Origin of the sequence: Aggregatilinea sp. (assembly GCF_036822615.1) — a bacterium.
GTDB lineage: Bacteria > Chloroflexota > Anaerolineae > Aggregatilineales > Aggregatilineaceae > Aggregatilinea.
This window is the reverse complement of the sequence record NZ_DAISHJ010000039.1, coordinates 1-15,782: the sequence shown is the minus strand read 5'-3', so window position 1 is coordinate 15,782 and position 15,782 is coordinate 1. Positions and strand designations below refer to the sequence as shown.

General features: G+C 62.7%; 14 protein-coding genes. 7 read left to right on the top strand and 7 right to left on the bottom strand.

The genetic code is table 11. The features are described from left to right. Positions 1-94: 94 nt before the first annotated feature. The gene (locus V7116_RS12925) at positions 95-1,558 is read right to left on the bottom strand and encodes a potassium/proton antiporter (RefSeq protein ID WP_324392349.1); all 1,464 of its coding nucleotides are present in this window, start codon (positions 1,556-1,558) and stop codon (positions 95-97) included. 127 nt (positions 1,559-1,685) lie between these two features. On the opposite strand from V7116_RS12925, the gene V7116_RS12920 reads away from it, so the two are divergent. Both V7116_RS12920 and V7116_RS12915 read left to right on the top strand, forming a co-directional pair. Continuing rightward, positions 1,686-2,690 (top strand): hypothetical protein, encoded by a 1,005-nt coding sequence (locus V7116_RS12920; protein ID WP_324392348.1) that lies wholly within the window; start codon positions 1,686-1,688, stop codon positions 2,688-2,690. A 218-nt stretch (positions 2,691-2,908) separates the two neighbouring features. Beyond that, positions 2,909-4,027, top strand: coding sequence for a DNA alkylation repair protein (locus tag V7116_RS12915; RefSeq protein WP_324392347.1), 1,119 nt, complete (start codon positions 2,909-2,911; stop codon positions 4,025-4,027). A gap of 160 nt (positions 4,028-4,187) precedes the next feature. Here V7116_RS12915 and V7116_RS12910 read toward each other — a convergent pair whose 3' ends face one another. Both V7116_RS12910 and V7116_RS12905 read right to left on the bottom strand, forming a co-directional pair. Next, complete coding sequence (locus V7116_RS12910; RefSeq protein WP_324392346.1) at positions 4,188-4,691, bottom strand: TrmO family methyltransferase domain-containing protein; 504 nt, start codon at positions 4,689-4,691, stop codon at positions 4,188-4,190. Between the two features lie 663 nt (positions 4,692-5,354). Next, positions 5,355-7,193 carry an ExeM/NucH family extracellular endonuclease gene (locus V7116_RS12905; protein WP_324392345.1) on the bottom strand — a complete coding sequence of 613 codons (1,839 nt, stop codon included), beginning with the start codon at positions 7,191-7,193 and terminating at the stop codon, positions 5,355-5,357. Positions 7,194-7,587: 394 nt separating this feature from the next. Here V7116_RS12905 and V7116_RS12900 point away from each other — a divergent pair, with 394 nt between their 5' ends. Continuing rightward, the gene (locus tag V7116_RS12900; RefSeq protein ID WP_324392344.1) at positions 7,588-8,541 is read left to right on the top strand and encodes a helix-turn-helix domain-containing protein; all 954 of its coding nucleotides are present in this window, start codon (positions 7,588-7,590) and stop codon (positions 8,539-8,541) included. 192 nt (positions 8,542-8,733) lie between these two features. On the opposite strand, the gene V7116_RS12895 is transcribed toward V7116_RS12900, so the two are convergent. Then, positions 8,734-9,810, bottom strand: a complete 1,077-nt coding sequence (locus V7116_RS12895) for a ParM/StbA family protein (RefSeq protein WP_324392343.1) — start codon at positions 9,808-9,810, stop codon at positions 8,734-8,736. Positions 9,811-9,836: 26 nt separating this feature from the next. Then, a complete protein-coding gene (locus tag V7116_RS12890; protein ID WP_324392342.1) occupies positions 9,837-10,544 on the bottom strand; it encodes a hypothetical protein in 708 nt (235 codons plus the stop codon). Between the two features lie 320 nt (positions 10,545-10,864). On the opposite strand from V7116_RS12890, the gene V7116_RS12885 reads away from it, so the two are divergent. The 4 genes from V7116_RS12885 to V7116_RS12870 all read left to right on the top strand — a co-directional run bounded on the left by V7116_RS12885 (position 10,865) and on the right by V7116_RS12870 (position 14,664). Then, positions 10,865-11,569: a MerR family transcriptional regulator gene (locus V7116_RS12885; RefSeq protein WP_324392341.1), complete on the top strand. Its 705-nt coding sequence runs from the start codon at positions 10,865-10,867 to the stop codon at positions 11,567-11,569. A 110-nt stretch (positions 11,570-11,679) separates the two neighbouring features. Continuing rightward, positions 11,680-12,393 (top strand): ribose 5-phosphate isomerase A, encoded by a 714-nt coding sequence (gene rpiA / locus V7116_RS12880; protein ID WP_324392340.1) that lies wholly within the window; start codon positions 11,680-11,682, stop codon positions 12,391-12,393. Between the two features lie 157 nt (positions 12,394-12,550). Further along, positions 12,551-13,819, top strand: a complete 1,269-nt coding sequence (locus V7116_RS12875) for a hypothetical protein (protein WP_324392339.1) — start codon at positions 12,551-12,553, stop codon at positions 13,817-13,819. A gap of 116 nt (positions 13,820-13,935) precedes the next feature. Continuing rightward, positions 13,936-14,664 (top strand): DUF3298 and DUF4163 domain-containing protein, encoded by a 729-nt coding sequence (locus V7116_RS12870; protein ID WP_324392338.1) that lies wholly within the window; start codon positions 13,936-13,938, stop codon positions 14,662-14,664. Positions 14,665-14,756: 92 nt separating this feature from the next. On the opposite strand, the gene V7116_RS12865 is transcribed toward V7116_RS12870, so the two are convergent. Beyond that, positions 14,757-15,017 (bottom strand): hypothetical protein, encoded by a 261-nt coding sequence (locus V7116_RS12865; protein WP_324392337.1) that lies wholly within the window; start codon positions 15,015-15,017, stop codon positions 14,757-14,759. A gap of 178 nt (positions 15,018-15,195) precedes the next feature. Beyond that, positions 15,196-15,345, bottom strand: a complete 150-nt coding sequence (locus tag V7116_RS12860; protein ID WP_324392336.1) for a DUF3309 family protein — start codon at positions 15,343-15,345, stop codon at positions 15,196-15,198. Positions 15,346-15,782 lie beyond the last annotated feature (437 nt).

The window sequence follows — 15,782 nt, the reverse complement described above, 5'->3', positions numbered from 1 at the left end:
CGTTGAGAGAGCGCCACCCCTGCGCCAAGTGAGCCTCATACTCACAGAATAATCTAATTCACGGCTTCTCGCCAGTATCGCCGCCGCGCGCCGTTCAGGCGGGCACGCCGATGATCGAGCGCACGTCGTCCAGGTATTCGCGCTCCGAAAACACCAGGATCGTGTCTCCGGCCTCCAGTGTGGTCGATCCGGCGGGGATGATGAACTCGCCGCCGCGATTAAGCAGCACGATCAGCGCGGCCTCGGGAAAGCCCAGCTCGACCACCCGCCTGCCGATCACGGGCGAGCCGGGCGCGAGCGTCAGCTCGATCAACTCGCTCTTGAGGCTGGCCGCCGGCACGAATTCGAGCGGGTAGGCAGTCCGGGCCTGGGCCGGTGCGCCGACCTTGAGCCAGCGCGCCACGAACGCCAGAGACGTGCCTTGCACCAGAATCGAGGTCAGCACGATAAAAAACACGAGGTTGAACAGCGTTTCGCTGCGCGGCAGATCGGCCAGCATGGGGAACGTCGCCAGGATGATCGGGGCCGCGCCGCGCAACCCTACCCACGAGAGGAACACTTTTTCGGACCAGCCGCGACGGGTCCAGGCCAGGGTGATCAGCACGCTCAACGGGCGGGCGACCAGGATCAGAAACGTGGCGATCAACAGGGCGCTGCCTGCGAGCGGGAGAAGGCGCGACGGGAACACCAGCAGACCCAACGCCAGGAACATGAGGATCTGCATCAGCCACGCCAGCGCCTCGTGAAACCGCTTGAGGCTGCTCTTGTGAATCAAGTTGTCGTTGCCAGTCATGACCCCGGCCAGATAAACGGCCAAAAAGCCGTTGCCGCCCAGGGACGACGTCGCGCTGTAGGCCAGCAGGGCCAGCGCCACGGTCAGGACCGGGTACAGGCCGTCATATTCCAGCCGCAGCCGGTTGATCCCCAGCCGGATCAGCCAGCCCGCGCCGAAGCCCAGCAGCGTGCCGAGAATCATCTGGCGCAGGAAAAACGGGATCAGCCCCAGCACGGAGGCGTCGGGGTGTTCGACGAGGCGAATCAGGCCCAACGTGAGGAACACGGCCATCGGGTCGTTGCTGCCCGATTCAAGCTCAAGCAGGGGCTTCAGGCCGTGTTTCAGATCGAGACTTCTGCCGCGCAGAACCGAAAACACGGCGGCGGCATCGGTCGAGGCGATGATCGCGCCCAGGAGGACGCCCTCTTTGAACGAAAAATCGAGCACGAGGGTCGCAAACCACCCGACCGCCAGCGCCGTGATCAGCACGCCCGCCGTCGACAGGACGAGGCCCTGCCCCAACACGGGCCGGATGTCCGCGATCTGCGTGTCCAGCCCGCCGGAGAACAGGATCAGAGTCAGCGCGACGACGCCCAATAACTGGGCCAGCCAGGCGTCGTCGAAGTAGATGCCGCCCGGCCCCTCGGACCCGGCCAACATGCCGATGCCCAGAAAGAGCAGCAGCGCAGGAATCCCCAACCGCACAGAAACCTTGCTGGCCGCAATGCTCGCCAGCAGCAGCAGTGACAGGGCAACCAGGATGGTGTCGATCGAAATGTGCATCACCCTTCCCTATCCAACGGAACCTAAACCATTTCAATACAACTTCAAGCAAATTCTAACCTACCTGGCCCCTAGTTTGCGCTACAATGGAATCAGACAAACGCAGTCTAGCCAGGAGATTATTTAAGTGGCTGATCCGCAACTGCCCGATCTGCGTGAAGTCCGTTATTCACCGTCCGAAAGTCAAGGCCCATCATTCAAGTCCGCTGAACCGCACAGCCAGCAAAGCACCACCTCACCACACGAGGAGCCGCGTTACACCATACGCCGTAAAGGCAGCCGGTATAATCTTCTCGGCCCACATGGCCGGGTCTTCGGCACGTATAAAAGCGCCAGCGTGGTAGGGCCGCGCTGGGAAGAACTCACACATACGCCCTGGCCCTACGCCAGCACCGCTTACGAACCGGGATCGCGCCTGCGCCAGTTGGGGCTGACGCCGCTGGCCCTGGCGATCGACGAGACGCCGCACCCGGCCCGGCCCCCGGAACCACACCCAGAGCCACCGCCGGTCGCGCCGCGACGGATCGAGATCGCCCTGCCCTCGCTGCTGGCGCTGCCGCAGCCGCGCATCGACGTCGAGGAACAGACGCGACTGATCGGTGAGCTGAAGCAGAATCCGCGCCTGCTGTTCCGTCCCGAAATGCAGCGCGCGCTGCAGGCGGAAATCGAGTACCACCGGCCTCACGCGGCCTGGGCGCAAAAAGTGCTCGATCTCGAAGCCCGCTACCGGTCGCGCAAGCTGGCCGAACCGCCCGTCCCGAACATTCTGGACATCTACCGCAACCCACTGCTGGCCCTGCATCCCGACCGCGAGGCGATCCAGACCATGCTGCGCGACGAAGCCCGCACCAGCGGCCTGCTGGCCGATTTCGCGCAAAAGCTGGACCTGGTGCTCGCGCAGTGGCAGGGTGAACCCGACCGGCTGCGGCGGCATCTGCACCAGCAGGCCGAGATCGTGCGGCGCGGCGGGACCGCGCACCTCGATCACCTCGTCGGCGGGCCGGACCGCTACCGGCAGTGGCGCATCCAGCAGAACCGCCAGCGCAACGCCCAGCGCGCCCGCGCCATCGACGGCGACGCGATCACCGCCGAGCACGTCGCGTGGCAGGTCGAGGCGCGTCACGGGGGCTAGCAAGCCGCATAGAACCGGAAATTCGCACGGGCGGGTGAAAACCCTGCCCGTTTTTGTTTCTCGTGCGCAATCCTGTAAAACCGGAAAAAGGGTGCGGGTGCGAGTCGGCGGGGTGGGAATGAGCGGGAAAACCTCACCCCGGCTCCCCGGAATTTTGCTCAGGTCATGAACCTATGTTCTAATTTCCGTCCCGTAAATTGAACCGTGGGATGCGGGCCATGCGACACTGGAAGACCGTCATGCCGGAACCTCTCAAGAACCTCTTTAACGAGCAATCCGTCGATGTGCTGGCACAGGCCGTAGGGAACGTTTATCCCCCCTTCGACCGGGCCGCGCTGATGGCGTCGGTTTTCAACCCGGACTGGGAATCGCTCGAACTCAAAGCCCGGATGCGGCACGTCACGACCTGTCTGCGCGCCCTGCTGCCTTCCTCCTACGGGGAGGCGCTCGGCATCTTGCGCGACGCCGCCCGCGCGCCCGTTTCGTTCGGATTCCTGGCGATGGTGTTTCCCGATTTCGTGGAGGTGTACGGCCTGCGCGAGTGGGACGCCTCGCTGCCCGCGCTGGAACAGTTCACCCAGATCGGCAGCGCCGAATTCGCCGTGCGGCCCTTCATCGCGCAGAATCCCGATCGCATGATGGCACAGATGATAGCCTGGGCGCATCACGAGAACGTGCACGTGCGCCGCCTCGCCAGCGAGGGCTGCCGCCCGCGCCTGCCGTGGGGCATGGCCCTGCCCGTCTTCAAGCTCGATCCAGCCCCGATCCTGCCCATTCTCGACCGGCTCAAGCTGGACGAGGAAGAATACGTGCGCCGCAGCGTGGCGAACAACCTCAACGACATCAGCAAGGATAACCCCCAGGTCGTGATCGACGTGCTGAGCCGCTGGAAAGCCCACGACACGCCCGAAATGCAGCGGATCATCACCCAGGGGCTGCGCACGCTGGTCAAAAAAGGCGATCCCGACGCGCTGGCCCTGCTGGGCTACGCGCACACCGGGCAGTACGAGGTCCGCGATCTGTTCGTGGAGCCGGACGAAGTGCCCGCCGGAGGAGAGATGACGTTTTCGTTCGCGGTGCACTCATCGAGCGGGGAGACGCAGAACCTCGTGATCGACTACATCGTGCACCTGATGCGCGCCAACGGCCAGCCGACGCCGAAGGTCTTCAAGCTGACCAAACTCGCGCTGCCGCCGGGCGGGGCGTTGAATGTGGTCAAGCGGCACAGCTTCCGCCCCGTTACCACGCGCCGGTATTATCCGGGCGCCCATGCCATCGAGATCCAGGTCAACGGGCAGGTGATGGCCCGCCGCGAGTTCACGCTCTGCGAGGGGTGATGCGGGCGGCGGGTGTGGTCTACCATTAATCCGGTTATCACCACGACCTCACCCCTGGCCCCTCTCCAATCAAGTTGGAGAGGGGAGACAAGCAGCCGTTCAGGGGTTTTGTAGGGGCGGGTTTGATGACCCGCCCCGTTTTTTTGCGCCCTACCCTGCTCTACTCGTCCAGGCCGACGGCGGAGAAGTCGAAGGTGGCCGCGTCTTCCGCGTAATCCGGCCAGCCGCGCAGCCACGGCGCGACCTCGACCTCGCGCACCCGGTCGGACATGGGGATATAGGGCTTCAGGTCCAGGATCGGCGTGCCGTCGGCGGCATCGATCCAGGGGGTAAGGATGTCGCCGGACCGCTCATCGAGGCCGAACATCGGGCAGACCGTCACCGCGATCGGGTTCGGGCGATACGGCGACCGGCAGGCGAACACCCCGGCCTCCACGCCCGGCGCGTAGGGCAGATCCGTGACCAGCCGCGCGCGGTCGTCCGGCGTATCGAGCGCGTTGGCCCACCAGAACACAATCGCGTGGCTGAACTGGTCGAGCTGCGCCAGCCCGGCGCGATAGGGCGCGTCGATCGTCAGGTGTACGCCGTCTTCGGCGTGCCGCACCGTCCCGATCGGGTGCAGGTGGTAGGTGGCGCCCGGCAGGGTTGTCGTTTCGTCGCTCATGCTGATTTCCTCCTCAAGCTCGTATCATGGATACGGGTGCGGCGCTGCAGCGCTTACGCCCTCCCATCATGCCCCGTTTCGGCTCGATTTAGGTTCCCCAAAATTTGGTCTGAAATGAGGCGTCACGCTAGACTAGGCTGTATACTGACATCAAAGTTTGGGCGGACCCCGAAGGATCCGCCCAAAGCTTTATATAGGGCTTTCAAAGCCTGTTTTTCCCCTCAAATTGGCCTGTTTATGGCCTTCCCGAATGCTCGCAGACGCACCGCCGAACAGCACCGCGACCTCACCCCCCGGCCCGGGAGACAAGCCGTCTCAACGGGGTTTGTAGGGGCTGTTATGGCCTTATGGCCCCCCATCCCCTGGCCCCTTCCCCCACGCAAGCGGAGGGAAGGGGAAAAACGGGCGGAGCAAGCCCCGCCCCTACGGTGTTCGAGGGTCAGGAGCGGGCGGGGTCAGGGCACAAAAAACGGGGCGTATCGCAATACGCCCCTACGAAACCCTATGAGGGTGGCCGCGCCCTGCCCCGATCAATCCGATCGATGGGATCGATCGGAACCATCGGAGCGATCCGACAACTCTGAGCAATCGGAATAATCCGACTGATCCGATCTTTCGCGGCGGGGGCAACCTGCACGACCGCCCCCGCCGCAGATTGTCCGGTTAGCCCAGATTGAAGCCCACCACCACCGGATCGTGGTCCGAGGCGCGGTACATGTCCGGCGCAAAGAACAGATCAATCTGATTATCGGACTTATATTCCTCGTTGTAATCCAGCACGCGCGGCTCGTCGGCATTGATGTGCCACACCGCCGCACCCATGACCTGATCGATCAGCGGGCCGCTTGCGAGGGCGTAATCCAGCGTGCCCGCCGCGGCCATGTACACGTACGAATAGGCCGTGTCGCCCTCGTACTGGGCCATCAGGTTGCCCAGCCCCGCCGACTCCAGCACGGCAATCGGGTCTTCCTTCGCGTAACTGTTCAGGTCCCCAATGATCAGCACGTCGGGGTCGCCGGTCAGGGTTTGCAGCTCGTCCACGAAGTTTACGAGCTGCTGCGACTGGGCGACGCGGGTCGCGTTGTAGCAGCTTTGCCCGTCGCCCTGGTCGCGGTCCGCGCCCTGCGCACCGTCGCAGCCCTTCGACTTGAAGTGATTGACGATCACTGTCAGGCGCTCCCCGGTGGCGATCTGCTCGAAGGTCTGCGCCACGGGCGGACGGCTGAAGACCGGATCGAGATCCGTGATCGGCAGCTCGACCGGGGTCACGGTGGCGGTGCGATAGATCAGCGCCGTCTTGATCTCGTCCGCGCCGTCTTGCGGCAGCGGGTAATCGACTGGATCGAGCACATAGGCGTACACCTCAGCGCCCGCCGCGTCGTTCAGCCCGGCCACCAGATCCGCGACGGCACTTTCCGGCCCGTCGCCATCGTTTTCGATCTCCATCAGGCCGACGATATCCGCATCCAGGGCGAGGATCGCGCTGACGATCTTGGACCGCTGGCGCTCGAATTCCTCAAGATCGTCCGCCCCGCGCGACGTCGGGAAACCGCCCCCTGCCCCGTCGCCGTTGAAGTAGTTCAGCACGTTGAAACTCGCCACGCGCAGCGATCCGCCGACTTCCGGCGGGACGGCTACACGCGGATTGGCCGGGGTGAACGTCACCGGGCCGACCGGCTGCACGCGGTAAACGCCAAAACGCTCATCGAGCACGCCGGTCAGCCCCGTCACCATGTCGCCGGAGCGTACCGTATCGGCGGCGCTGAGGCCCACGGACGGGTACAGGACCGGGTCGGGATTCTGGACGTTCAGCCCGTCGTCGAGCACGATCCGGTTCAGCGCGTTCGCCGCCTCGACGGTCAGCGCCCCCTCACCCGGGCGCACGACCTGCGTGGGGGTCATCAGGCGGGCTTCGGGCGAAAGCGTCAACTCGCCATAGCGCCCCAGGTTGTAATTTTCGTCCACGATAAGCGCCTGGGGGAACGTGACCAACATCCCTTCGTAGCGCTCCCACGTTTCAGGGTAAATGATCGGCATCACGACGATCGCGGGTGTCACGGTGGCTCCGCTGCCGCACACGGTCAGGCTGTCCAGCCGCCGCAGCACGGTCAGGATGGAGCTGTCGGTGGTGTCTTCAAACGGCGTGCCCTCGGCGCGCACCACGTCGCCCACCTGGACGTCCAGCCGGTTCCGCTCGTCGTATACGAAGATCCCCTCAGACGTGGCGGGATCGCCGTCCGCATCGGCGTCTTCCTCTTGCAGGAAAAAGCCGCTGAACCCGGTAATCGGATCCTGGTAGTCGCCCACGACCACGGCTTCGACCGTCACGGCTTCGCCGCCAACAGGCGTACGCTCACCGCTGCCCTGGATCTCGTGGATCGGCGTGGCAGGGTCACCGCACGCGGACTGCGCGGCGGCGGTGGTGGCGGGAAGATGGGGCACTGCGGACACGAACAGGAACAAAACGACCAGGGAGCGGGGAACAAAATCGCGTGCAGGCATGGCCTTTCCTTTGCGCTAAGTAGGCTCCAATGCCCATATTAACGCAATTAACGGCCAAAAGTAGCAAAATTAGTATGTAAAGAGTGACTGTTAAGGGCGAAATAGACTCCTGCAAACAAAAGAAACGGTGTATAGTATGTCCTAGAAAACAAAACACTCGCCCCGCCAAGTAGAGAGGGAAACGAGTGCTCACCAAAAAGAGCGGGATCATCTGATCCCGTATGTTCTCATGTTTAGAGTATACCTGAAATCACCAATCAGGCAAAGCTCTAAATTTCCCCGCACGTGAGCGCTCAGCAATTTCTCACCAAAATCCCTCTACATGGCGGGACGCAGTGACCCGTTTTCGCACTGCGCCTGCGGCCTATGTGCCGCCTGCCCCACAGGAGGGGTCATGTCCGTGCAAAGCTCCGCCACCGTGCCGCGCGCCGGATTTGTGATGATCGACAACGAGGCAATCGACTCGTGCGATCTCAGCCCGCGTGCTCTCTCTCTCTACGTGATCCTGTCGCGGCACGTCAACCGCGAGACGGGGTTAGCCTGGCCCAGCATCGAGCACCTGTGCAGGATCGCCAGCATGGCCCGCGCGACAGTGGTCAAATACCTGAAGGAACTGGAATCGAAGGGCTGGATTCAAGTGCTGCGCTCGTTCAGGCCGCACAGCCACGCCCGCGCGGTCAACCAGTACCGGGTGCTGAATCCCAAACGAGATGAGGCCCCCGCCCCACCCGTGCCCAAACGCGAGCCGCCGCCGAGCGATCCGCCTGCTCCATCCGTGCCGGAAGGTAGTTCAAATCTTGAACAAGAGGTAGTTCAAATCCTGAACGAAGGTAGTTCAAATCCTGAACAGGAGATAGTTCACGAACTGAACGGGAACCAAACCGATTCACAAAAAGACCTCAAGATTCAGACCGAAATGAACCAAAAGGGTCCGACGCTGCGCGCTGAAGCGTGTGACACGGAACCGTCCGACGACCGCGACCGGAGCGCGGCCCCCTTTAAAGCGGCATCTTCTCCACGAGAAAAACACGCGGATTGGAATGACTTCTGCCGCCTGCTGGCGGACGTCTGCCAGATCGATTTTGAAGCCAACCAGGGGAAAATCAGGAAGATCGCCAGCCGGTTATGGCGAAATGGGCGCGGATACACGGCAACCGATCTCAAACTCTTTAAAACGTGGTGGTATAAGTCCGACTGGCGGGGGTTGAAAGGCGATCTGCCGACCCTGCAAAACGTCTCGGAACTGATCCGCGCTGCCGTCGCAATGCCCACCGAACCGGAAAAACGCGAAAAACAGGTGCAGCGTTACATCGGCAACGACGAATACGCGGACATTATTCGCTATTAGATCTGTTTTTGGACCTTCGATCTAGATTAGTGATCCGCTTTTAAAACCACGACACACGCAGACGCGCTTTTTTCCGGCGGGCCGGTCCCTGCCGCATGGCTGCCCCCTGCCCCGCTGAAGGCGTCGCCGGACAGCAAAAAGCACCCGCCGGGGCGAGTGCTTCGTCTGTGCGTGCCTGCCGGGGGCGGAAAATTACTGCGCGGTCTGTTCGGCCAGCAGCAGCCGCAAATGGCCGGTCGCGTTCATCAGCTCGTACGGCACGGTGGCCGTGTGCGGGAATTCCTCGCGCAGCACGATCACGTCCGGGTAACGATCCTTGAGGGACGGCGCGACCATGTACGCCCCTCCCCCGGCCAGGATTACCCGGTCCACATCGCCCAGGTCGCTCCACTGTTTCTGGAACACGTCGCGCTCGATCAGATCCGCCAGCCGCTCGCCCAGGTCCTCGATCCACTCGTCCAGCGGAACGCGCTTTTTGGTGTGGCGCAGGGTCGCGTAGCCATTGCGCAGGGCTGTTTCGCACTGTTCCTCGGTCCAATCTTCTTCGAATTCTTCCATCGCCCAGCGCTGCATGAGCTGGTACACCTGGCTGATACTGTTGGTCAGGCTTTTGGCGCTGGGGGCGAGCAGCTCCGGCCCGTCGAAGATCACGGTGTCGATGGTGCGATAGCCCACGTCGATCACCCCGGTCCGGCCCTGTGCAAACTCTTCGTTGACGAACGCGCCGCCCTCATCGAGCATGTAGGTGGCCCCTGCCCCGGCTCCCTCTGGAAACACCTGTGTGACTTCGGCATCGATCAGATAAACGCGCGGACCGTACTGCACGCGATAGCTGCCGCTCAGGTCTTTCATGCGCTGGTTCATTCCATAATAGATGGGTGGAATGTTCAGCAACCAGTTGATTTTGACTTTGAATTCGTCCGCTTCGCTGTCGATCAGTTCTTCCAGGGCGCGGGCCGTCGCGGCGAGGATCAGCATGAGCTGGTATTCGCTGCCGATGCGCTCTTTAGACGTGTTACGGATCTTGAGACCCGGCAGGATGTTGGCCGTGTCGCCCACGGCGAACGATTTGCGATCCTGCCACTTCCCCGTTTGTGTGTTGTTTCGCTCAACATGGATCGTGAATCCCTGGCCGCCTCGCAGCGGGGAATCTTCGAGCTGCAGGATCACGCTGGGAAAGATGAAGGGCTTCAGATATTCCGCGACGACACAGGTCGTGCCGTTGCCCGCGTCAATGACCAGATCGATCGGATACTTGACGGTGTACACTTTCTTGCGGCTCCTCTTTCCCACGATTAACACCTCGTCGGGTATTGTTCTGCAAAACGGCGAATGGATGCGAGTAAGTTTTGCTCTGTGCTCAACTCGTCTGTGAGCGTGTCCGGCTCCGGCTCAGGATCGATGGGCGCGGCGGGCTGGAAGTCCTGCGTATAGGATGCCGTGGAACGGGACCGGCGCGGGCGGCTGAAATCGAGGCCAGACGCGGTTTGCGCATCGGCTCCCCCGCCGGGATCGGCGTCCGGTTCGGGCGCGGCCCATGTGTCGCCCCCTCCCCCGGCGTATCGCTCCGCCCTGGCTTCACGGCGACGCCTCCGGCGCGAGTCGCCCATCATGGACGAGGCTTCTTCCTGCGCCGGGATTTCGTCGGGGACCGGCTCGGCCCACTCCGACCGGCTGGCCTGCTGTGCGGTGACGGCTTCGCGCAGCGCGGCGATTTCCTGCATCACGGCGGCGAGGGTGTCTTCGTTGGATTCATACGCGGCGGGCCAGTTGGCGGGCGGGGCTTCGTAGCCGTCCTGCGGACCGGCTGTATACCCGTATCCCGGCGCGACGCTTTCCAGGGTGGCGGGCACGGGCAGCCCGGCAAAGAGGTAACACGCCAGCTTCACGATCCTGGTCATGGTCTGGGATTGGGCGTACTGGCCGAGCCAATCGACCAAGTCGGCGTCGTATTCATCGAAGCGGATCATGATGCCCTGACGGGTCTGGCGAACTTTACCCATGATGCCCTGCCCTTTTCGTTGTCCAAAAAACGGGTGTGAGAAAGTGCTAGCACTATGCTAGCATAAGTAAGGGTTGCGAAGCAATGGGTATGTACAGACTCTAGGCACGCCCGGTGTAAACCCTTGTAGGAGGTGGCGGGGTAGGGCGATCCCTTTTGCAAGACCCCCTTTTACCACCCTGCCAGGGTATCGCGGTGGGTATGCGCGTACCCTATGCATACCCGGTGTAACCCTTTGCAGACCCTTCGCACAGGTGAGCACAGGCGTGCACCTTGTGCTACAATGCAAGTCAGTGCCGCGTAGAAGCGAGAGAGACGATCGTGAATCCCGCCGAGCTAGCCAAGCTGATCGAAGTATCCGGCGACACCCTGCGCCGCTGGACCAGAGAATACCGGGATTTCCTCTCACCTTCTGCGACCCCGCCCAAAGGCCAGCCGCGTATCATGACCGAGCACGATCAGCGCGTGCTGCGCATGGTCAAGAGCCTGCGCGATGCCGGGCAGGACCGCGAAGCGATCATCGATACGCTGCACCGCGAACAGCTCAACGACTGGGCGGGCCTGCCTCCGGCCCCCGACGATTGGCGATCCTCCTCTGTCAGTGTGGATGTCGCCGCCTCCCGCGCCAATGAAATGGCGACCGTCGCGGCGCTGCAAACGCAGCTCCAGTACGTGACGCAGGCGCTCGAAGTTGCCCAGAACCGCGTCGCCTCGTTGGAGCAGGCGCTCGAAGAAGCTGCCGTGCGCGAGCGCCAGATCCGTGACGACAGCATGTCCCGCGAGCGCAGCCTCAACGATCGCGCCTCTGATCTGGATCAGCAGCGGCAGGCGTTACAGATCAACCTGCTGGAAGCCAAAGCCGACGTGACCCGCCTGGAAGGGGATCTCAAGGCCCAGGCCGCGCGGTTGGAAGCGTACAGCTTTGGCCGCGAGCGCCCGATTCACATCGTCTATATCGTCGCCGGGGCGGTGTTGTTTGGGGCGGTGGTGGTCACGCTGATTTTTGTGGTCGCGTCGCTGCTGTAGAACGGCTGGGTGTTTTACGGCTTTGATCCTGCGCAGATCGGGCTGCCTCCGGTACAATTCCTATTCAGATGACAGCCAGTTCCTTACACCATGCGAAAAGAGCAGTTGCGATGTCTGGCAAAGATACATCTTCTACTACGCTTTCCCTGAAACGGCAGGCCGCGGTGTATGCGGTCGATACGTTCGTTCATTCCGGCATGATCCTGGGCCTCGGTTCGGGCACGACGGCGCTTGAGGCCGTGCGCTACATCGCCGAGTGCCTGCAATCGGGCAAGCTGAGCAACATTGTTGGGGTTCCGTGCTCGATCTGGATCGAGGAGCACGCCATCGATGCGGGCGTGCCGCTGACGACGCTCGACGAGAATCCGCGGGTGGATCTCACCATCGACGGGGCCGACGAAGTAGACCCTCACCTGGACCTGATCAAAGGGGGCGGGGCCTCGCTGCTGCGCGAAAAGATCGTCGCGCAGGCCACGGCGCACGAGGTGATCATCGTGGACGAGTCGAAGATCTCCGAGGGGCTGGGGATCCGGTTCCCGCTGCCGGTCGAGGTGATCCCGTTTGGCTGGACCACGCAGGATACGTTTTTGCGCAGCCTCGGCGCGCAAACGTCGATGCGGCTCACGCCCGAAGGCCAGCCGCATATCACCAACCAGGGGAACTACATTATCGACTGTGCGTTCGGCCAGATTCCCGATCCGTACGCGTTGGCCGAGCAGCTTCAGAGCCGAGCGGGGATCGTCGAGCACGGGTTATTCCTGGGCATCGCGCGCGACGTGATTGTGGCCGGGTCGGAGGGTGTCCGCCACCTGAAGCGGCCTTAGCGACACGATTTTGCCGCCCGATCTCTGTACAAACGGCAATGCCTTCCACAAACCCATGCTCCTCTATCGTTCCGCGCCCGCGCAGACTGGCGGCGGGCCGGGGCGATGAGGAGCTTTTGCCGCCTGCCGTCCTGGTGCGCGGCGAAGGAGGATGCTGGTGAGCTTTTCGACAGATACCCGCCCGGAAGAGGCGGCCCAAAACCGGTTGGGCGCGTTCCTCACCCGTTACCGGGTCGAGGGACTTTTTTTGATCCTGACCCTGGCCCTGACGGTGGGCCTTTACGCCTACGCGTTCAACCGCTACCCCGATTTTATCGGTGACTACGATTTCCATATCCGGCTGGCGCTGGAAATGAAGGACACCACTTCGCTCAAGGCGGCGCACTTCCTGTACCATGCGTTCGTGATCCTGATCGATACCGTCGTGCCGGACCTGTCGATTCGCACCCTGATCTTCATTTCGACGCTGACCTGGCGGGCCGTGTTCGCCGACGCGATCTTCGTGCTGGCGCGCATCACGTGGGGCAGGGCGCTCAGCATCCGCGCGGGCTTCGGCCTGACGCTGGTCACGCTGTGCTGCCTGGTGATCGGGCCGATCACGCTGGCGACCTGGGAGAAGGGCGATCTGTACCTGGGTTACGTTCCGCTCAACCCACTGCACAACCCCACCGCGCTGGTTCTGGAGCCGTTCGCGCTGCTGGCCGCCTGGATGGCCGCGCGGATGTTGTTTCCCGGCCCGGAGCAGGTCGTCACCCCGCGCGAAACGGCGTTCACGGCCCTGCTGATCGTGCTGTCGGCGCTTGCCAAGCCCAATTACGTGATCGCGCTGCTCCCGGCGGCGGGCGTCATCACCGCCGACCGCCTCTGGCGTAAGCAGCCGGTCCGGCTCAAGCAGGTGATCTGGGGCATTGCGATCCCGTCGGTGGCCGTGCTGATCTGGCAGTACGCCTTTACCTATATGTTCGAGCCGTACGACTACGGCGTGCCCACCTCCGACAGCACGATCACGCTCGCGCCCTTCGAGATCATGGAGGCGTTCGCGCGCGGCAGCAGCCTGCTGGTGCTGTTCGTGTCGTCGATCGTGTTCCCGACGCTGGTGTACGCGATGTACTTCAAGGACGCGATCCGCGACCGCTTCTTTACGCTCTCGTTCGTGGTGTTTTTGTTCGGCGCGTTCTACACCTATTTCCTGGCCGAGACGGGCTACCGGCGTGGGCACGGCAACTTCACGTGGAGCGGGCAGATCGCGCTGCTGATCTGGACCATTGCGGCGCTGTTTTTCCTCGTGCGCCAGAACCGGCCCTACCTGTTTGGCCGGGGGCCGAAGATGCAGGCCCGTGCCGTGATCGCCTATTCCGCACTGGCGCTGCACGTGCTCAGCGGGCTGCTGTGGGTCGCGCTGTTCGGCAACAACTATTGGGTGTGACGGGCGTGAGTTTCCCTCAACGCAGGGCAAGCGCAGAAGATCGCGCCGCCGGTTTGGCTTAGGATCTAAGGTGAGATTTCATCTAGAACGGGCTTATCAGTAAAAGGACGGACAGCGTGAAGAAGTGGATTGTTGGACTGGTGACTCTGGTGCTGGTGCTCACCCTGGCCGCGCCGGTATTCGCGCAGGAAGACGACTGCCTGAGCAAGGGGGGCTGGTGGGATCCCGACGCGGAAACCTGCACGCTGCGCAACGGGCTGGACTTCACCGTCCATTACCCGCTGGAGTTGACGGCGTATCCCTTCGCGGATCAGGTGGTGAACGATTACTTCACCGAGGCCCGCAACAGCTATATCACGGAGCTGCTCAGCGCCGGGTTCATGCCCACGCCGGGCTATATCTGGGCGTTCCAGGCCGATTACGAGACGTTCGACTTTTCCGACACCCTCGTGAGCTACAATTTCACGGTCTACACCTTCACGGGAGGCGCGCACGGCATGACCACGTTCAAGTCGTTTGTGTTCGATCTGGCGAACGAGAAGGTGCTGGCGCTGGAAGACCTGTTCCAGCCGGGCACGGATCCGCTGGCAGTGATCGCGCCGGTCGCGCAGGCGAAGGCGACCGAGCAGCTCAGCGAAATGACCGACGCCGGTTGGATCGCGCAGGGGACCGCGCCGGACCCGGCCAACTACGCCAACTGGGTGGTGACGCCGGACGCGCTGGTCTTCTACTTCGAGCCGTATCAGGTGGCCGCCTATGCCGCCGGGCCGCAGACCATCAGCATTCCGTGGAGCGAGCTGGAGGGGTTGGCGGAGCCGTTCGCCAGCGCCGCCGCGGCGAGCTGATCCGAGGTTATGGCGAGGTTAAAGAGGGTGCAGACGCACCCTCTTTTTTGTTAACGATATTTAACCTGACGGTTTTAACGCGTGAAGCGTTTTTAGCCGTTTTCGGCGTCCGGAGCATCGACCGCGCGCTTCGGTTTTTCGAGCCGCCGCAGCAGGATGATCAGGCGTGTGTCGTCCTTGGCCGTCGAGACGACCTCCCAATCCGCCGCCAGGGTGTTGAGGGCGCGCACCATGTTGTCGTAGCGGTTGGACATCGACACGTCGATCAGGATGCCGTAGCCGTAGAAGTCGTTCATGAGCGAGGGATCCTTGACCACCTCGCTGGCCTGATAACTCTTGTCAAGAACCTGCATCGTTTCCCCCTGTGGTTGAGCGTTTCCATTCACTGTGTTATACGGACAACGGGGCCGCGCGGTGCGGCGGGCGGGGGGAGGGCAGGGGTTTAAACGATGCCTCCCCCAAACCGCCGGGCGATTTGAGGGAGGGCTAACAGGATCAAGCGATCCTGACTGGGTTCAGCGGGGCGTCAGGTTAGAAGACTCCGAACACGAACAGCAGGAGCAAAATCAGCAGGACCGCCCCCAGGCCGCTGCTCGGATAGTATCCCCAACCACGGCTGTACGGCCATGACGGCAACGCGGCCAGCGCCAGAATGAGAACCAGCAGCAGTAGTAACAACATCGTCCTTACTCCTTCGTGCAGGCTTCGCCTGCTGTGCAGCTCACGTCCGAACATCACAGTACTGCCTTGAGCATACGCGAAAACCGGCGGCGGTTGATGGTCCATCCAGCGCAATTCTCGCTGGGAGAGGTGGCGGAACCTTGCTGCTCCATCTGGCCCCCTGCGGATAGGCTGGGCGGGCAGGGGGAGGGCAGCAAGGGCAGCCGTCAGTAGTTAGTAGTCAGTGGTCAGTTTTGTAAGGGCGGGTTTGGGAGTTAAGGCGCGCCGGGATGGGGTGCGGGGGTGGGGAGGGGGCGAAAGAGCAGGCGGGGGAGCGAGTCGGGTTCGGGTGGGGAGAGAACGGGGCGTATCGCAATACGCCCCTACGGGGGTCTGGTATGTTTGACCTTGCCCCGTTTCAACGGACAGATAAGGTGTCGTAGAAACGACGTTCAAAA

Excerpts from the sequence above, each read along its gene's own strand:
- V7116_RS12925 (WP_324392349.1), bottom strand. The coding sequence starts at position 1,558 with ATGCACATTTCGATCGACACCATCCTGGTTGCCCTGTCACTGCTGCTG.
- V7116_RS12915 (WP_324392347.1), top strand. The coding sequence starts at position 2,909 with ATGCGACACTGGAAGACCGTCATGCCGGAACCTCTCAAGAACCTCTTT.
- V7116_RS12910 (WP_324392346.1), bottom strand. The coding sequence starts at position 4,691 with ATGAGCGACGAAACGACAACCCTGCCGGGCGCCACCTACCACCTGCAC.
- V7116_RS12905 (WP_324392345.1), bottom strand. The coding sequence starts at position 7,193 with ATGCCTGCACGCGATTTTGTTCCCCGCTCCCTGGTCGTTTTGTTCCTG.
- V7116_RS12900 (WP_324392344.1), top strand. The coding sequence starts at position 7,588 with ATGTCCGTGCAAAGCTCCGCCACCGTGCCGCGCGCCGGATTTGTGATG.
- V7116_RS12890 (WP_324392342.1), bottom strand. The coding sequence starts at position 10,544 with ATGGGTAAAGTTCGCCAGACCCGTCAGGGCATCATGATCCGCTTCGAT.
- rpiA (WP_324392340.1), top strand. The coding sequence starts at position 11,680 with ATGTCTGGCAAAGATACATCTTCTACTACGCTTTCCCTGAAACGGCAG.
- V7116_RS12865 (WP_324392337.1), bottom strand. The coding sequence starts at position 15,017 with ATGCAGGTTCTTGACAAGAGTTATCAGGCCAGCGAGGTGGTCAAGGAT.
- V7116_RS12860 (WP_324392336.1), bottom strand. The coding sequence starts at position 15,345 with ATGTTGTTACTACTGCTGCTGGTTCTCATTCTGGCGCTGGCCGCGTTG.